Origin of the sequence: Mucilaginibacter gilvus (assembly GCF_004054195.1) — a bacterium.
Classification (GTDB): Bacteria; Bacteroidota; Bacteroidia; order Sphingobacteriales; family Sphingobacteriaceae; genus Mucilaginibacter; species Mucilaginibacter gilvus.
The window spans coordinates 51,464-68,299 of record NZ_SBIW01000030.1 but is presented as its reverse complement, the minus strand read 5'-3'; the positions used below and the strand labels follow the sequence as shown (position 1 = coordinate 68,299).

Below are 16,836 nucleotides of genomic sequence, written 5' to 3'. Positions count from 1 at the left end.
AAATAGCCGAGTTGTTTTATCTTAGTGCTCGAAATTAAATTTGAAATATGCGGATTTTGTTTGTGGCAGCAACCGGGATGGAAGTTGGCGGGTTTATTTTAGATTTTGGCTTTCGTATTTCCGATTCGGAAAAGAAGAACATCTTTAAAACCAGCAGTTCGGCAACAGATGCCTCCAACTCCCTCCTGATAACGGGTGTGGGCATGGTAGCCACCTCTTTTGCCTTAGGTAAAGAACTGGCTACCAACCAGTACGACCTCGCTATAAATCTGGGTATAGCGGGTAGTTTTGACCGGAGCATCGCCCTGGGCGAAGTGGTGGAAGTGGTAGATGACGCACTATCTGAACTCGGCGCAGAGGATGCCGAGTCGTTTTTACCCATCAGCCTGATGGGCCTGGGCGAAAGCACTTTTAAGTCCTCCGAAACTATCGCGAATCTTTTTAAAGGCTCCAAAGCTGCCGCTAAGTATAAAAATCTGAAACAGGTGAGGTCGATAACCGTCAATACTGTACACGGAGAGGATGAATCCATTGAAAAAATTATAGGCCGCTTAAACCCTCAGTTGGAAAGCATGGAAGGGGCCGCCTTTTTTTACGCCTGCCGCCAGGCGGGAGTGCCTTGTTTGCAGATCAGGGCAGTGTCAAATTACGTGGAAAAACGCAACCGTGACAACTGGCGCATAGGGCTGGCTGTAAAAAATCTGGATACCTTTGCCATAGATCTGCTGAACACGTTTGGCCCCCCAACCCCCTGAAGGGGGAGCAGGAGGATAAACAATCTATTAACTATTACAAAAATTCCCCCTTCAGGGGGTTAGGGGGCTATATGAAACTTACAATCGGCTTTTCGCCTTGCCCAAATGATACTTTTATTTTTGATGCGCTTATCCATCATAAAATTGACACCGAAGGGTTGGATTTTAAGGTATTTTACGATGATGTGGAAACGCTGAACCAAAAAGCCTTCCGCGGCGAACTGGATATTACTAAACTAAGCTACCACGCTTTTGCTTACGCGGCAGATAAATATATATTGCTGGATGCAGGGAGTGCGCTGGGGTTTGGGGTGGGCCCTCTTTTGATTTCGAATGTAGAATTTTCGATTTCGGATGTAGCGCAAAATGCTTCCCTAAAAATTGGTATCCCGGGGAAATACACCACTGCGAATTTTTTGTTGAGCCTTGCCTTCCCTAACGCTACCAATAAACAAGAATTAGTTTTCTCGGATATTGAAAACGCTGTTTTAGATGGCCGGGTGGATATTGGCCTCATTATTCACGAAAACCGTTTTACCTACCAGGATAAAGGCCTGCATAAAATTATAGACCTTGGCGATTACTGGGAAAAACGCACCGGCTGTGCTATCCCATTGGGCGGCATCGTTGCCAATCGCAATTTACCGTTAGATGTTCAGCATAAAATAAACCGGGTGTTGAAACGTTCGGTAGATTTTGCGTTTGCCAATCCAAAATCGGGGCTGGAGTATATCCGCTCGCATGCGCAGGAAATGAGCGAGGAAGTAATGTACAAACACATCAACCTGTATGTAAATAAGTTCTCTGTCGATTTAGGCACGGAGGGTAAAAAAGCGGTTAAGCTTTTATTTGATACCGCGTTGGATAAAGGTATTATCCCATCGATAAGTGAGAATTTGTTTTTGAACGGGTAAGATGCGTCTCAATCTGTCATCTGAGCGATAGGAAAGATCTAAAAGCGAACATGCTTATCGAACTTGAATAATGGTAAATGGTGCGACAAGCTCACCATGGCAAAAAAATCTGTCAGTCTGAGCTTGTCGAAGACATCGACGTAAAGCTTCCTGAACTTGTACGGCAGTAAATGGTTCGACAAGCTCACCATGGCAAAAAATCTGTCAGTCTGAGCTTGTCGAAGACATCGACGTAAAGCTTACTGAGAACTACAAAGTCTTCTCTGCCAGCAGATCATCCGTCAACTTTTCAAACTCGCTTATAAACTCGGTATAGTAATGGCCTGTACCAGGGCCGCTAAAGCCAGTATGGATCTTACGCACATCGCCAGTTTTATCAATAATAATAGTAGTAGGGAAGCCCACCACCCTGGTAAGCATGGGCAGGCTTTGGGCGGTTTCTACCTTATTACTGGTGTACCCGGTTATTAATAGTGGATATGGGATACTAAACCGATCTTTTATTTGTGCAACCGTTTTTTGCGATTTGGCAAAATCGGTAGTACGCTCGTAAGCCAGGCCTATTACCTCAACCCCTTTATTGTGGTATTTTTTATAGTAGTTTACCATGTAGGCGGTTTCGTCCATACAGTTAGGGCACCACGAACCCATGATCTGGATGATCACCACCTTATTTTTAAAGCGCTCATCTTCCAATGAGACCGGTTTGCCGGTTAAGTCTTTAAAATTAAACGCCAGCTTTTTATAGCCGGGCTTTAAAGCCGCCAATGAGTATGCATCGGGCAGTTTGGCGTTCTCATCCCGTACGGCTGTCCACACATCCGTACCCGTTAAACCCGAAAAGAAGTTACCATCCCTCAACGTGTTATCTTCAGCAATTTTCGCGGTGAATAAAAAGGAGTGCCCGCCATCAAAGCAGCTAAGGTAAAGCTGGTCGCCGGAAACGGTGCCTTCTAAAAAGCGGTAATCGCCGGTGGTGGTTAAAAAGGTACCGGTAACCTTTGCGCCGGTTTGTTTAAACTCGCCCACCGTGGTATCCTTATCGGCAACCTCTTTACCAAATACAGCCGACCAGCGACCGCTTACATTATGTTTTGGTTTTTCGGCGTCTTTAAAAAAGCGGTAGGTAGTATTGGCGGTGGCAGTGAACTCCTGGGCAACGTCACGTACGCCAAGGTGCTTAATATAATGACCCTGCAAGGTTTGTCCAGTCTGTTTGAGTCGGAACTCCGAGTCGAACAATGGCATTTTAATGAATACCGAATCGCCGCTGCCGGTTACATCGGGCACTTTTAAATGCTCAGTGCTGTTGATAACGGCCAGTTCCTGCTTGCCGCTGCCGCTTACTGCAAAATTGAAAGGGATCTCATTTCCGGTCGCGGTTTTTAATGTTCCCCGCCAGATACCTGTTGCCAGTTTTGTTTGTGCCGAAGCTATGTGAGAGAGCGAAGCGAATACTGCCGCGCTAAAAAGAATTTTCTTGATCATAAAAAAGTCGACTAACTCTATATACTTTGTCAAAAGTAATAAAAGCGGTCAACTATTTCAAAACTTCACGGGAAATGACAATGCGCTGAATTTCTGATGTACCCTCGTATATCTGGGTTATTTTGGCATCGCGCATCAGGCGCTCTACATGGTATTCTTTTACAAACCCGTACCCACCGTGGATCTGCACGGCCTCAATAGTAGTGCGCATGGCGGTTTCAGATGCAAATAGTTTAGCCATTGATGCCGCCTGCGCGTAGGGGAGTTTGTTATCCTTCAACCAGGCCGCGCGGTAACATAATAAGCGTGCTGCTTCAATCTCGGTTGCCATATCGGCGAGTTTAAATTGGATGGCCTGCAGGTCGCCCAGTGTTTTGCCGAAGGCTTTGCGTTCTTTAGCATACTGTACGGAAAGCTCGTACGCGCCCGATGCAATACCCAAGGCTTGCGACGCTATACCTATGCGCCCGCCTTCTAAAGTGGCCATAGCAAACTTAAATCCGAAGCCATCTTCGCCAATGCGGTTCTCCTTAGGTATTTTCACATCTGTAAACATCAGTGAATGTGTATCCGATCCACGGATGCCAAGTTTATTCTCCTTTGGCCCCACGGTGAAACCTTCCAGCCCCTTTTCAACAATCAGCGCGTTAATGCCCCGGTGCTTTTTAGCGGCGTCCGTTTGGGCCATTACTATATAGGTAGATGCCGTGCTGCCGTTAGTGATCCAGTTTTTGGTACCGTTCAACAGGTAATAGTCGCCCATATCAATAGCGGTGGTGCGCTGCGAGGTAGCATCAGAACCAGCCTCGGGTTCGCTTAGGCAGAATGCGCCAATTACCTGGCCTTGTGCCAAAGGCACTAAATATTTTTGCTTCTGTTCTTCGTTGCCATATTTTTCTAACCCATAACATACCAGCGAGTTATTTACCGATACCACCACCGATGCCGATGCATCCACCTTGGATAGCTCTTCCATCACAATACTGTACGATATCGCATCCATCCCGCTGCCGCCATACTCCGGCGAAACCATCATGCCCAAAAAACCCAGCTCGCCCAGTTTTTTTATTTGTTCTGCGGGAAATTTTTGGTACTCGTCGCGCTCTATTACACCGGGTTTTAGCTCGGTTTGTGCAAAATCGCGCGCCGCCTGGCGTATCATTAAATGTTCTTCGGTAAGGTTAAATTGCATGTTATAATGGAAAGTCTAAAAGTAAAGTATTATGCACGCATAGCAAAATTTATCGCACAAAAAAAGAGAGCCTTTTGGAAGCTCCCTTTTCCCCTAATTAATTTAAACTATTGATTAAACCCAAAAAAAAGAACAATTCATCTCAACTTGGGCTACTGAGAATTCAAGTAAGCCTGAACATCGAAAAACGTTTTTACATAGGTAGATGTATTTATGTTTTTATAAGGATGATGCAGGACCATTTACTTTTCAACAAAATTAAAGCCATATTTTTTACTGCTTTAAGACGATTGTTTAAACGCCAATTTACATTTCCAGAGTTTTAAAAACCGTCTAATTGACACAATAGATCACTTTATTTACTGATTATAAACACTTTAAATAAAAAAAATGTTTCAAACTTAAAATATCGGCACCAAAACGCTTACAACTTTTGTGTTTAAAAATTTGTAAAATAATTTTTACAAAGGTTGTCCAACCGCAACTAATTAGAAATTAATTTAACTTGTATATTTATCCGGAATAAAAATTCTGTTTTACCATACACCTCCTGTATTTTTTTACATACAACTGCTAAAAAATGGACAAAAAAACAAACATCCGCATTATTACAACTTTGGCGACCGCGGCATTGCTGCTGGGCGCCTGCAAAAACTCCGGAGACGATAAGTCAAAGCTTTACGCCGAGAACGACCGCGTGTTTAAAAATATAGATGCCACCGCTAAACCCGGCGACGATTTCTTTTTGTATGCCAGTGGTAAGTGGTTAAAAGAAAACCCCATCCCCGCTGCATATTCGGCATGGGGCATTGGTAATGTGGTGCAAGACGATTTACGCGAAAAACTGAAAAAAATTAACGAGGATGCCTTAAAAGCCAATGCCGAAAAAGGCAGCAACACCCAAAAGATAGGCGATTTCTATTTCAGCGGGATGGATACCGTTAATATTGAAAAACAAGGAATTGCCCCGCTTAAAGAAGAACTGGAACGGATAGACCGCATCAGCGATGTAAAATCGCTGGTAGCGGAGTTTGCTCATCTGGGCACTATTGGTGTACCAAACCCCATTGGTACTTACGTTGGACAGGATGATAAAAACAGCAGCAAAATGATGCTGCAGCTTTACCAAACAGGCATAGGCCTGCCCAACCGCGATTATTATTTTAACAGCGATAAGCATAGCGTTGAGATCCGTACCGATTACCAGCAAAAACATTTGCCTATACTATTTAAGCTGATGGGCATGGGCCCGGCAGAAGTTAGCGGCGCTACCGCGAAAACTTACCTGATAGAAAAAGCACTTGCCGATAGCTCCCGTAAGCTGGAAGACCTGCGCGACCCATACCACAACTATAACAAAATGACGGTTGCCGGCTTAGGGAAAATTGCACCACTGGTAGACTGGAAAGCAACTTTTGAGCAATTGGGTTACAAAAATGTAGATACCGTAATTGTTGGCCAGCCCGAGTATTACCGCGCCGTTAACAAGGCGCTTACTGCCTTTACCCTTGCCGATTGGAAAAGCTACCTCAAAAAAAACCTGGTGAGCGATGCAAGCCCGTATCTGAGCAAGGCTTTTGACGAAGAGAACTTCCGCTTTTTTGGAACGCAACTATACGGGCGCAAGGAGCAATTGCCGCGCTGGAAACGTGTTTTAGATACCGAGAACGGCCTCATGGGCGAAGTGCTTGGGCAAATATTTGTGAAAGAATACTTCCCGGAAGAAGCTAAGGCGCGTTACGTAAAATTGGTAGAAGATATGCGCGCTACCTTTAAAGAGCATATTGAAAAGCTGGATTGGATGAGCCCTGCCACCAAAGAAAAAGCTTATGAGAAACTGGCCAAAGTAATGCCTAAAGTTGGCTACCCCGATAAGTGGAAGGATTATTCTTCGCTAACTGTCGACCGTTCTTCTTACGCCATGAACGTAATGCGCGGCAGCATATTTCAGCATAATGAGAACGCCGAAAAGTTGGGCAAACCGGTTGACCGTACCGAATGGGGTATGACACCACAAACCTACAACGCCTACTATAACCCATCAAACAACGAAATTGTATTGCCTGCTGCCATATTTATGATCCCCGGCGCTAAAGATGCCAATATTGACGATGCGGTGGTTTACGGCTATGCGGCGGCATCAACCATTGGCCACGAAATGACCCATGGTTTTGACGACCAGGGCCGCCAGTACGATGCACAAGGCAACCTAAAAGCCTGGTGGACCCCGCAAGATTCGGCAAAATTTGCGCAACGCGCGCAAATGCTGATAGAGCAATTCAACAATTATAAAGTTGGCGACCAGCATGTAAATGGTAAAGCAACCCTGGGCGAAAACATTGCCGATTTGGGTGGTATTGTTATTGGTTTGGATGCCTTCAAAAAGACTGAACAATATAAAGAAGGTAAAACGATAAACGGCTTAACCCCAGTGCAGCGTTACTTTATGGGCTATGCCCTCGGATGGCTTGGGCATGACAGGCCCGAATCATTAGCGAGCCAGTTGCTAAGCGATGTGCATTCGCCAGGGTTTATGCGCGTAAATGGGCCATTTACCGATGTGCCCGAGTTTTACGAAGCCTTCGGCATAAAAAAAGGCGATAAAATGTGGCTGGATCCGGCTAAACGGGTGAAGATATGGTAAACTTTTTTTAACCATAGAGAAGGCGGAGTTTTACGCAGGAGGGCTGTATCTTATTGGTTTTGATACAGCCTCTTTGCTTTTTTTGGCTGCCCGTAAATCGCCAAAAAATCATTTAGTGTTCACGCTCACACACGTGAACACCGTGAACATTTATAAGCGCCTAATAATCATAGACTTACAAATTACATAATGGTGACAATATTGTGTCACCACCAATATCGTTGCTATTAACTATTTTCGCCGATTAAAAGACACTAAAGCCCAAAAGAAGATATTAGCCCACCAGGTGTGCTTTGCCTTTTAGGCAAACCGGCTTTGGTACAGCCGCTCTGTGCTTTCCGTAGTGGCGCAATAAATAACCCCACATAAAATTTACATCCTGTAATACATTTGCTTGTTTATATTTACGCCATGCAAATTGTACACCTGCTACAGGATTGGTGGCAGCATCAAACCTGGCTCGAAATTACCGGCGTTATCACCGGGCTTATTTGCGTTTACCTGGCGGCTAAAAACAACATCTGGAACTGGCCTATAGCCATGATCAGCGTCACCATTTACATTTTCATCTTTTTTGAAACGCATTTGTTTGCCGATATGGGCCTGCAGGTTTATTTTTTTGTGGTGAACCTGTATGGCTGGTATTACTGGGCCAATAAACCCGCTTCCGAAAAAAAGACCCCGGTTGCGCGGATCACCCGGGTAGAATTATTGATATCTGCAGGAGCAATTGTTGTATTCACCTATATTTTAGGCACAATTTTAAAGTACACCACAGCGTCGTTCCCCTACCTGGATAGTTTTTGTACGGCATGCAGCCTGGTTGCACAGGTATTTTTGGCACGAAAGGTTATAGAGAACTGGTTGATATGGATCTTTGTAGATGTGATATACGTTGGCGTTTACTTGTATAAAGACCTCCATCTTACCGCGGTGATGTATGCCATATACGTTGGCATTGCTATAATGGGGTATGTGGATTGGCGAAAGAATTGGAATGAGGCCGCCCCCCAGCCCCCTGAAGGGGAAGCAGAAGTTAAACTGTAAAGAATGAACAAATCTGAAATCGAACATCCCAATTCCGAAATCATAAAAATAGCTGTAGTTGGCCCCGAATCTACCGGCAAATCTACCATGTCGGCATTTTTGGCGCTGCATTTTAATACTGTTTGGGTGCCCGAGTATGCCCGCGGTTATTGCGAAAAACTTACCGCCCCCCCTACCTGGCAAGATGAGATAAACATGTTCACCGGGCAATTGGCGCTGGAGGAGGAGTTTGTACCGCAGGCAAACAAGCTCCTTATCTGCGATACTACCTTTATTACGGTGAAGATCTGGAGCGACCATACCTTTGGCGAATCGCCAAAGGAGGTGCTTGATGAATTACCAAAACATCCGTACGATCTGTATTTATTGCTAAATATCGATCTTCCCTGGGAAGAAGACCCTCTGCGCGATTTCCCGAACATGCGCGAACACTTTATGGCTGTTTGGTACCTGGAGCTGGATGCGCTGAAAGCGAATTACGTGTTGATATCCGGCACCGGCGACAACAGGTATGAAAATGCTGTAGCGGCTGTGAACACCTTCCTTAGCCGAAAATAATTTCGCCCTAAACGCATTATTCAGCTATATATTTCATCATCTGCAAAAAAAAACCGCAGTTTAAACAAATAAAATTCTTACTACATGCAACGTTGTTAGATGGCCTGCGTCATTTAACTTGAAACCTCACAAAATTAATTGGAAGCTGTATTTGTAGATAAACATTATCAACTGGTAGTTGAGTGTAAGCAGGGAAGCAAAAAAGCCTGTTACGAGTTATACAAACTATATTCTAAAGCGATGTTAAACATCGCCTTTAGGATAGTGGGCAACGTTGGCGAGGCGGAAGATGTTTTGCAGGAAGCCTTTACCGATGCTTTTAAAAGGATGAAGGATTTTAGGCAGGAAACAACCTTTGGGCTTTGGCTTAAACAAATTGTAGTACACCGCTCCATTAACCTGCTGCGCAAACGAAAACTGGACCTGGTGGAGATAGAAGACGGGCACCTGGATAACGTTGCAGACGAAGAGCCCTGGGACGATGATGATGTACAACACAAAGTGGCCCGGGTAAAAGACGCCATGAAAGAGTTACCGGATGGCTACCGTGTGGTACTATCGCTTTACTTGTTAGAGGGGTACGACCACGAAGAGATTGGCCAGGTACTGGGGATAACCGAAAACACATCGCGAACCCAGTTTTTAAGAGCGAAAAGGAAATTGAACGAGATATTAATTAGAAAAGGAATAACCAAATGAGCAAGCGTTTAGAAGATTTTATGGCCGAAAACAGGGAAGAATTTGATGACCTGCAACCCCGCGCCGATATCTGGAATAACATCTCAACAGAACTGGATGCCTGGGAGGCTGAGCAGCTGCCAAAAAAGCGCGAAGCAAAAACATTCTCCCTTGGCTTTGTGCTAAGGGTAGCCGCCATGATCATCGTGGTTATGGGCATCGGGTTCGGTATATATATACAAAGCCAAAAAACAAACGGCGACGTTGACCTCGCCGCCATTAACCCTACCTATGCCAAACAGCAGGTGCAATACGCGTCGCTCATTGAAACCAAAAAGATAGAATTAAAACAAGTAGCAAAATTCGACCCACAGCTTTACAACGAGTTTAACAACGAGTTGATAAAAATGCAGGCCAATTATAAAAAACTGAGTACAGATTTGGCCACCAGCCCCAACCAGGAACGTGTTTTACGTGCAATGATCCGGAACTTGCAAATACAAACCGAGGTGCTTAATCAACAATTAAGTGTAATACAACAATTCAATCAAAGCAAAAAGGAACAGCAAAATGGAACTAAAGATATTTAACCATAGGGTGTTTGCATTAATTGCAAGCATTGCTATCAGCACCGCTGCATTTGCACAGGCAAAACCGGTAAGCCCCCAAACAACAGAAGCCCAAACCGAGCAACTGGACGATAAAGCCTTTCAAAAGCAAATGACCGATCTGCAAAAGCAGATGGGCAAGCTGCAAAAGCAAATGAACAAACTGCGCATAGATAAAAGCACGCAGAAGATGGTTATCGCCTCTAAAAAGTTTAACAAAGAATTTAAAATGAAATTTAAAGACTTTGGGGCAGATTTTGGAAAAAGCTTCGGCAAAGACTTCGGTAAAGATTTTGCGGGCAGCTTTAAGGATATGGTGCCCGATATGAGCAACACTTTCAGCAACATCAAAAATTTCAATATCAATTTAAATTCGGATAGTGCTGAGTACAAGCAAAAGGTTGCCAGCGGCGATATCGTCGAAAAAGTAAAAAATTACAGTAAAAGCTACAGCGTGAATGTTAACGACATGCTGCAGATAAGCAACAGCTTTGGTAAGATAACCGTAAACACCTGGAACAAGAACGAGTTTAAGGTTGACGTACAGATGAAATTCGGTTCGGACGATGCCGATGCTGTAAACGACATGATCAATGGCTCGAGCATCGACGACAGTAAGGTTGGTTCAACAATATCATTCAAAACTAACCTGTACCATAACGGCTCGAACAGACGCAACGACCACCAAAGTATCCAAATTAATTACACAGTGTACATGCCCGCCGGTAACCCTATCGATATTAATAACAGATTTGGCGCTGTGGTGCTACCAGATCTTTCGGGTAAGTCTTTTATCAAAGTATCGTATGGCAACCTGATTGCCGGGCAGCTTTCAAACCCGCAAAATGAGATAGATTTGCGATTTGATGATGGTCACACTTCAACGGTAGAATCGTTTAACAACGGAAAAATAAGCATGGCCTACACCAAAATAAAATTGGGCAGTGCAAATAATGTAGACACTGAACTTAAGTTCTCTTCTATGAGTATTGACAGGCTTAAGGGATCTATTGATGCGAACATAAAATACGGCGACGGGCTCAGAATAGGCACTATTGATAAAACAGTAAAAAATATTAATGTTGATGCCCAATTCTCCAAAATTACCTTCGACTTCAAACAGCTTGAAAACGTGAACTTTGATGTTACTGTAAAACTTGGCAGCTTTAATTACGGCGATGACCGGGTAAAATTAATCTCAAAATCTCCATCGGATGACGACCACGGATTTTCGTCTACCAAAACATACAGAGGGTATATAGGCAACGCCAATTCCTCCAATAAAATAGTTATCAACGCCAGTTTTACAGGCATAAGCTTTAATTAAGCTACTTAAATAGCAACAAAAAACAGGTTTTTGCAGCACCCTTGCCATAATAGGCAGGGGTTTTGTTATTTTAGTGCGCATACAAATTTTACCCATGGAAATATTTACCGACCCGGAAGCGTGGATATCATTGATCACCCTTACTGTATTAGAGATCGTTCTTGGTATCGATAACGTCATATTTATCTCTATCCTGTCGGATAAATTGCCAAAAAGCCAGCAGGCCAAAGGCCGCCGTATGGGTTTGGCTGGCGCCATGATCACCCGCGTATTATTATTGCTCTCCATTACCTGGGTAATGAAACTCACCGCACCGCTGTTTAGCTTAGCCGGCCTGTTAGGCACTACCGACCCCGATTGGGTTGAGAAGCTCGCCATCTCCGGCCGCGACCTGATATTGATCATCGGAGGTTTGTTCCTTATCTATAAAAGCACCGCCGAAATTCACCAAAAAATAGAGGGCGAGGAAGAAGATGCTGATAAGGTAAAGCCAAAATCGTTTTGGGCAACCATTGTGCAGATTATGCTGCTGGATATCGTTTTCTCTTTAGATTCGGTGATCACCGCTGTAGGTATGGCGCAGCACGTAGAGATCATGATAGCCGCTGTAGTGGTAGCCGTGGGTATTATGATGTGGGCGTCAAACAGCGTTGCAGCGTTTGTAAACAAGCACCCTACCGTAAAAATGCTGGCCTTATCATTCCTCTTATTAATAGGGGTATCGCTGTTGGCGGAGGCCTTTGAGCAGCATATCCCTAAAGGGTATATTTACTTCGCCATGGCCTTCTCTATATTGGTAGAAATGCTGAACCTTAAAATGCGTGCAAAACGAGCGGCTAAAAGTGCAAAAGGAATAAAAGTGGTTCCAACGAAGAAGTAAGGATATATAAAATTCAAAAAAACTGTCATTGCGAGCGCAACGCGGCAACCTCATAGGACGCTCCGATAGGCAAAGCAGCCGTGTGCGCGGGCATGCTGAGATTGCCACGTCGCTATCACTCCTCGCAATAACAATGTTGTAAAGGTAAAGAGCCTACTTAAACTTGTTCTTCAGCGCCGCCAGCTTGCTCATCATATCCATCTCCGGTTCGGGTGCCGGTTTAGTAGCGGGATGTTGAACAAACGGTTTTTGAGCAGGCCTTTGTTGTTCACGTGGCTTGTTTACAGCAGGTGCTTCACGTTTTTCATTCTCTTTCATGGATAGCGAAATGCGCTTGCGGTTTGCATCGACCTCGGTAACGGTAACCTCCACCTTTTGATGCACTTTAAGCACTTCGTTAGGGTCTTTAATAAAGCGGTTGGTTATCTGGCTTAAATGCACCAAACCATCCTGATGTACGCCTATATCTACAAAAGCGCCAAAATTGGTGATATTGGTTACAATGCCGGGCAGTTTCATCCCTACCTTCAAATCATTAATACCATTTACGCCATCGGTAAAACTAAATGCCTCGAATTGCTCACGCGGGTCGCGGCCGGGTTTGGCCAGCTCGGCGATGATATCATTAAGGGTGGGTAAACCTACCGCATCTGAAATATATTTTTGCAGGGGGATAGATTTGCGAAGCATGTCGTCGCCCATCAAGTCCTGCACTTTGCAGTTCATGTCTTTAGCTATTTGCTCCACCAGGGCATAACGCTCGGGGTGTACGGCGCTTGTATCCAAAGGATTTTCTGCCCCGCGGATACGCAGGAAGCCGGCTGCCTGTTCGTATGCTTTATCGCCAAGGCGGGCCACTTTTTTCAGCTCGCTGCGGCGTTTAAAAGCGCCGTTTCGGTTGCGGTACTCTACAATGTTCTGCGCCAGTTGCGGACCAAGGCCGGATACATACGCCAGGATCTGTTTGGATGCAGTGTTCAACTCCACCCCTACGGCGTTTACGCAACTAACAACCGTATCATCCAGCGACGTTTGCAGTTTATTTTGGTCCACATCGTGCTGGTATTGGCCCACACCGATTGATTTGGGGTCTATCTTTACCAGTTCCGCCAATGGGTCCATCAAACGGCGGCCGATAGATACGGCGCCGCGCACGGTAATATCCTTATCCGGGAACTCATCCCTTGCCACTTCTGATGCGGAATAGATGGATGCCCCACTTTCGTTCACCATTACAATAATAGCGCCCGGCAGGTTAAGATTGCGCACAAACACTTCTGTTTCGCGGCCGGCGGTGCCGTTGCCAATGGCAATAGCTTCAATATTGTAACGCCCGAACAAGTGCTGAACGGTTTTCTCCGCTTCTTTTGCCTGGCCTGCGCCGGTATGCGGGTAAATGGTGGTGTTCTCCAATAGTTTGCCCTGCTCATCCAAACAAACCAGCTTACAGCCGGTACGGAAACCAGGGTCGATAGCCATGATGCGTTTCTGCCCTAATGGCGCGCCTAACAAAAGCTGGCGGGCGTTCTCGGCAAATACGCGGATAGCCTCTTCGTCGGCCTTCTTTTTTGTAAGCAGGCGGATCTCGGTTTCCATAGATGGCTTCAGCAGGCGCTTATAGCTATCGCTAACGGCTAAACCAACCTGCGATGATGTTGCGTTCCGGCCTTTAACAAACTCGCGCTCCAGCAGGTTAAGAGCGTCGTCTTCGGTTGGTTTAATATCCAGCCAAAGGATCTCCTCTTTCTCGCCTCGGCGCATAGCCAGTATCCGGTGCGATGGTGCCGATTTAACGGGCTCCGTCCAATCGAAATAATCCTTGTATTTGATGCCCTCTACCTCTTTACCATCGGCCACTTTAGATTGGAAGGTGCCTTTCTCGGTAAACAGTTCGCGCATTTTTGCGCGGGTTTCTGCGTGTTCGCTAATGTACTCAGCAATAATGTCGCGGGCACCGGCCAATGCTTCTTCGGTATTTTTTACGCCCTTCTCCTCATCTATGTATTTACCCGCTTCCAGTTCCGGGTCGAAATTCTTTTGTTCTAAAAGCACATCTGCCAGCGGCTGCAGGCCCTTTTCGCGAGCCGCAGTTGCGCGGGTTTTGCGTTTAGGGCGATAAGGCAGGTAAATATCCTCCAACAACACCATAGTTTCGGCAGCGTTGATCTGCGCCTCCAATAACGGGGTAAGCTTGCCCATATCGGTTAGCGATTTCAGGATGGCTTCGCGGCGTTTATCCAGATCGCGCAATTGTTGTACGCGGTCTCGGATGGCGGCCACCTGCACCTCATCCAGACTGCCGGTTGCTTCTTTACGGTAACGGGAGATGAAAGGCACGGTTGCACCTTCGTCTAACAAAGCTATAGTTGCGCTTACCTGCTTACTGCCAACAGAAAGTTCCTGCGCTATTTTAAGGTTGTATGATTCCATTATTTGGGATTACGCCGATTTCTTTTTTGATTTCACAGATTTTTTGTGATGCCGCAGATATTATCGGGATTGCGAAGTTGGGGGAATTGCAACGGATTTCAAAAAAAGATTGCCAACAAAAAAGGGGGAGTTTTCATTAATTGTCGAAGTAAGAAAAAGAATAGGGTTCACTATGTTTTGTTTTTAACAGCCCTTTCGCCTTTAGGTAGGCCATCCATTCTTTTGCACGGCCAGAAGCATGGCATCCGTTGGAGTTACCTGAATTGCATAATTTCCCGGGATAACCTAAGTGTGTTTCAAACTTCAACTCCAGCAGTTTAATAACGGCATAAACCTCATTATCTAATTTCCACCCCCCCCCGCCGCCCACAAACGCGGTAATTACGTTGTATTTTAAAATATCGTATATTTTATCGTAGTTCAGCGTTTGGTTTGGATTATGATAATCAACCCCAGCCTTTTTTAAATAGTATGCGTAAGTCTCGTATTCGCTGCGGCTCCTGAACACGCTTAGAAATTCTTTTCGCACATTTGCAGAGTTGAAATCTTCAAGAAAAAACCCAAAATCACGGTCCATAAAAGAGTACTTTTCCCCAGCCCATTTAAAATTAAAGTGTTCCACAAGGCAAAATGCCGTATCAATTTGTTTATAATTGATCTTGGCGAATAACTTTGATATACTGTCGTTCCTTGCTGTTGTGTCTTTAGCGTTTTTAATAGTCGCCTCAAATGCTTTCGCCAGGTTTTTTATCTCTGCATCATAATTTCCACCATTGTATTTTTGGGTTTCGGGCAAAAGTGCTTTTGGCGCTTGCACTATACCAATAGCTAAACGTTTCTGTTGCTCTATCTGCTCGTCGGCAGATGAAAGCCCTTTTAATGCTGCGAGGGTTTTTGCGTTTCCGTTGTTAAATTTAGCCAAGTAAGTATAGCAGAAACCGGATATCGATAAATTTCTGAATAGGGCGGTCTTTTTTAGGAAAAGGCTAAGCTGGCTCTTATCCGAAATTATTTTACCCCAATTTTTAGAATACCAGGTATCCAGCACTCTGCCCGAGGAATAATTTAAATTAGAAACAGATTCGTAAACCAAACTCCAATATTCCAATGCGGTTAGCTCGTTTGGCGTCAGCGAATTTATCATTGCATCTTCCATCCTTCGCCTTTTTTGAAATGACAACTCCTCGTTAAACGCGAAAATTCTTTTTTGCAAGTCCGCCGATCCAGAGAAATCAATCTTATTCTCCCGGCAATACTTGGTTAATAACGTCAATTGCTTAAGAAACCTATAGGGGGGCAACGCATAATTTGCCGAAATATTTGCTTTGTAATACACAGAGGTCAATGCCGAAACTTTTACCGGGTCGCAGTTTGTTAATTTAATAAATGCATTCATTGCAGTCGAATCGGTTTTAGACAGTAACATTTCAAAATAAACGGCCTCCGAGCTTACATTTGCCACCTTCAGCCCGCTGTTTACAAACCTGTGTTGCGCTAAATCCCATTGAAAAGCCTCATAGTTTTTAGCAAAATAGATCAGTAAGTTTTCCCTTGACGGGGTATAAAAATCCGTTTCTATATGGTGCGTTATTTCGCCCTTCTCGCTTTTTACGCCAATATCAACCCCAGTAAGCAATTGCAGTAGGTTGATGTAATCGGCAGCGTCATTATGGTATTCATCAAAACGATACCGGTTGCGGTAAAGTGCTGCCGCTATTTTGTACAGCGCGTATGGGTCGTGTTGACCAATGATCAGGTCTATATTGCCGCCCTTTAGCCAGGGGAGATTTAATAGCCTGCCAGACGCGCGATTTAAATCGCCGCGCCGAAGGTGAGTTATTTCCAGCGCTTCAAATTCAACACCCCGTTGCACCATTGGGGTTAGCAGAAATACCGAGGCATCTTTATCAAACTGAATTTTATTAAAATTGCCATTTAAAAAGGCAAGCCAATTAGCGGAAGAAAGTTTGTTCCCTAAGGTTATCTCACTCGGTAAAAAAGAAACATTCTCCTCAATCAGATCTAACGCTATCGAACCCTGCGTTGGCTTCAGGATATGGTATCCTAAAAATCGGGTTAATTGGTTTAAACTATCCAGATAGGGGGTAATAGCAAAAAGGGCATGCATATCGCCACGCCTTAGTTCATGGCCAATACTATCCAATCGGCTGCCGGTAAATGGCGGGGCTTGTTTAAACGACCGTTCAACCGCTTCCTTTAGAAAAGGCAGTTTCGCAGTGTCTTTTATTGTGATCTGCGCCATACAGCAAACCGGCAGGGCTATTAAGGCAAGTAGGTTTAGTAATGTTTTCAAA

General features: G+C 44.7%; 13 protein-coding genes. 9 read left to right on the top strand and 4 right to left on the bottom strand.

The window, feature by feature from the left end; translation table 11 throughout:
• The first annotated feature begins 47 nt into the window (after positions 1 to 47).
• Entirely contained in the window at positions 48 to 755 is a 708-nt protein-coding gene (gene mqnB, locus EPL05_RS23105; RefSeq protein ID WP_128536356.1) for a futalosine hydrolase, read from the top strand.
• A gap of 71 nt (positions 756 to 826) precedes the next feature.
• Positions 827 to 1,669: a menaquinone biosynthesis family protein gene (locus EPL05_RS23100; RefSeq protein WP_128536355.1), complete on the top strand. Its 843-nt coding sequence runs from the start codon at positions 827 to 829 to the stop codon at positions 1,667 to 1,669.
• Between the two features lie 249 nt (positions 1,670 to 1,918).
• On the opposite strand, the gene EPL05_RS23095 is transcribed toward EPL05_RS23100, so the two are convergent.
• Together EPL05_RS23095 and EPL05_RS23090 are read right to left on the bottom strand one after the other, a co-directional pair.
• Entirely contained in the window at positions 1,919 to 3,157 is a 1,239-nt protein-coding gene (locus EPL05_RS23095; RefSeq protein ID WP_128536354.1) for a peroxiredoxin family protein, read from the bottom strand.
• A 52-nt stretch (positions 3,158 to 3,209) separates the two neighbouring features.
• Positions 3,210 to 4,349, bottom strand: a complete 1,140-nt coding sequence (locus EPL05_RS23090) for an acyl-CoA dehydrogenase (protein WP_128536353.1) — start codon at positions 4,347 to 4,349, stop codon at positions 3,210 to 3,212.
• A gap of 580 nt (positions 4,350 to 4,929) precedes the next feature.
• Here EPL05_RS23090 and EPL05_RS23085 point away from each other — a divergent pair.
• From EPL05_RS23085 to EPL05_RS23055, 7 genes are all read left to right on the top strand, one after another.
• The gene (locus tag EPL05_RS23085) at positions 4,930 to 6,993 is read left to right on the top strand and encodes a M13 family metallopeptidase (RefSeq protein ID WP_128536352.1); all 2,064 of its coding nucleotides are present in this window, start codon (positions 4,930 to 4,932) and stop codon (positions 6,991 to 6,993) included.
• Between the two features lie 411 nt (positions 6,994 to 7,404).
• Entirely contained in the window at positions 7,405 to 8,040 is a 636-nt protein-coding gene (gene pnuC, locus EPL05_RS23080) for a nicotinamide riboside transporter PnuC (protein ID WP_166727799.1), read from the top strand.
• Positions 8,041 to 8,043: 3 nt separating this feature from the next.
• Positions 8,044 to 8,598 (top strand): AAA family ATPase, encoded by a 555-nt coding sequence (locus EPL05_RS23075; protein ID WP_128536351.1) that lies wholly within the window; start codon positions 8,044 to 8,046, stop codon positions 8,596 to 8,598.
• Positions 8,599 to 8,736: 138 nt separating this feature from the next.
• Entirely contained in the window at positions 8,737 to 9,297 is a 561-nt protein-coding gene (locus tag EPL05_RS23070; protein ID WP_128536350.1) for an RNA polymerase sigma factor, read from the top strand.
• Positions 9,294 to 9,866, top strand: a complete 573-nt coding sequence (locus tag EPL05_RS23065; RefSeq protein ID WP_128536349.1) for a hypothetical protein — start codon at positions 9,294 to 9,296, stop codon at positions 9,864 to 9,866. Before EPL05_RS23070 ends, EPL05_RS23065 begins: the two co-directional genes overlap by 4 nt.
• Positions 9,847 to 11,211: a hypothetical protein gene (locus tag EPL05_RS23060; protein ID WP_128536348.1), complete on the top strand. Its 1,365-nt coding sequence runs from the start codon at positions 9,847 to 9,849 to the stop codon at positions 11,209 to 11,211. Before EPL05_RS23065 ends, EPL05_RS23060 begins: the two co-directional genes overlap by 20 nt.
• A 94-nt stretch (positions 11,212 to 11,305) precedes the next feature.
• Positions 11,306 to 12,091 carry a TerC family protein gene (locus EPL05_RS23055; protein ID WP_128536347.1) on the top strand — a complete coding sequence of 262 codons (786 nt, stop codon included), beginning with the start codon at positions 11,306 to 11,308 and terminating at the stop codon, positions 12,089 to 12,091.
• Between the two features lie 153 nt (positions 12,092 to 12,244).
• On the opposite strand, the gene EPL05_RS23050 is transcribed toward EPL05_RS23055, so the two are convergent.
• Positions 12,245 to 14,521, bottom strand: coding sequence for a Tex family protein (locus EPL05_RS23050; protein WP_128536346.1), 2,277 nt, complete (start codon positions 14,519 to 14,521; stop codon positions 12,245 to 12,247).
• Between the two features lie 136 nt (positions 14,522 to 14,657).
• Positions 14,658 to 16,835 (bottom strand): hypothetical protein, encoded by a 2,178-nt coding sequence (locus EPL05_RS23045; protein ID WP_128536345.1) that lies wholly within the window; start codon positions 16,833 to 16,835, stop codon positions 14,658 to 14,660.
• Between the last annotated feature and the right edge of the window lies 1 nt (position 16,836).

Excerpts from the sequence above, each read along its gene's own strand:
- EPL05_RS23090 (WP_128536353.1), bottom strand. The coding sequence starts at position 4,349 with ATGCAATTTAACCTTACCGAAGAACATTTAATGATACGCCAGGCGGCG.
- EPL05_RS23095 (WP_128536354.1), bottom strand. The coding sequence starts at position 3,157 with ATGATCAAGAAAATTCTTTTTAGCGCGGCAGTATTCGCTTCGCTCTCT.
- EPL05_RS23085 (WP_128536352.1), top strand. The coding sequence starts at position 4,930 with ATGGACAAAAAAACAAACATCCGCATTATTACAACTTTGGCGACCGCG.
- EPL05_RS23050 (WP_128536346.1), bottom strand. The coding sequence starts at position 14,521 with ATGGAATCATACAACCTTAAAATAGCGCAGGAACTTTCTGTTGGCAGT.
- EPL05_RS23100 (WP_128536355.1), top strand. The coding sequence starts at position 827 with ATGAAACTTACAATCGGCTTTTCGCCTTGCCCAAATGATACTTTTATT.
- EPL05_RS23065 (WP_128536349.1), top strand. The coding sequence starts at position 9,294 with ATGAGCAAGCGTTTAGAAGATTTTATGGCCGAAAACAGGGAAGAATTT.
- EPL05_RS23075 (WP_128536351.1), top strand. The coding sequence starts at position 8,044 with ATGAACAAATCTGAAATCGAACATCCCAATTCCGAAATCATAAAAATA.
- mqnB (WP_128536356.1), top strand. The coding sequence starts at position 48 with ATGCGGATTTTGTTTGTGGCAGCAACCGGGATGGAAGTTGGCGGGTTT.
- pnuC (WP_166727799.1), top strand. The coding sequence starts at position 7,405 with ATGCAAATTGTACACCTGCTACAGGATTGGTGGCAGCATCAAACCTGG.
- EPL05_RS23060 (WP_128536348.1), top strand. The coding sequence starts at position 9,847 with ATGGAACTAAAGATATTTAACCATAGGGTGTTTGCATTAATTGCAAGC.
- EPL05_RS23055 (WP_128536347.1), top strand. The coding sequence starts at position 11,306 with ATGGAAATATTTACCGACCCGGAAGCGTGGATATCATTGATCACCCTT.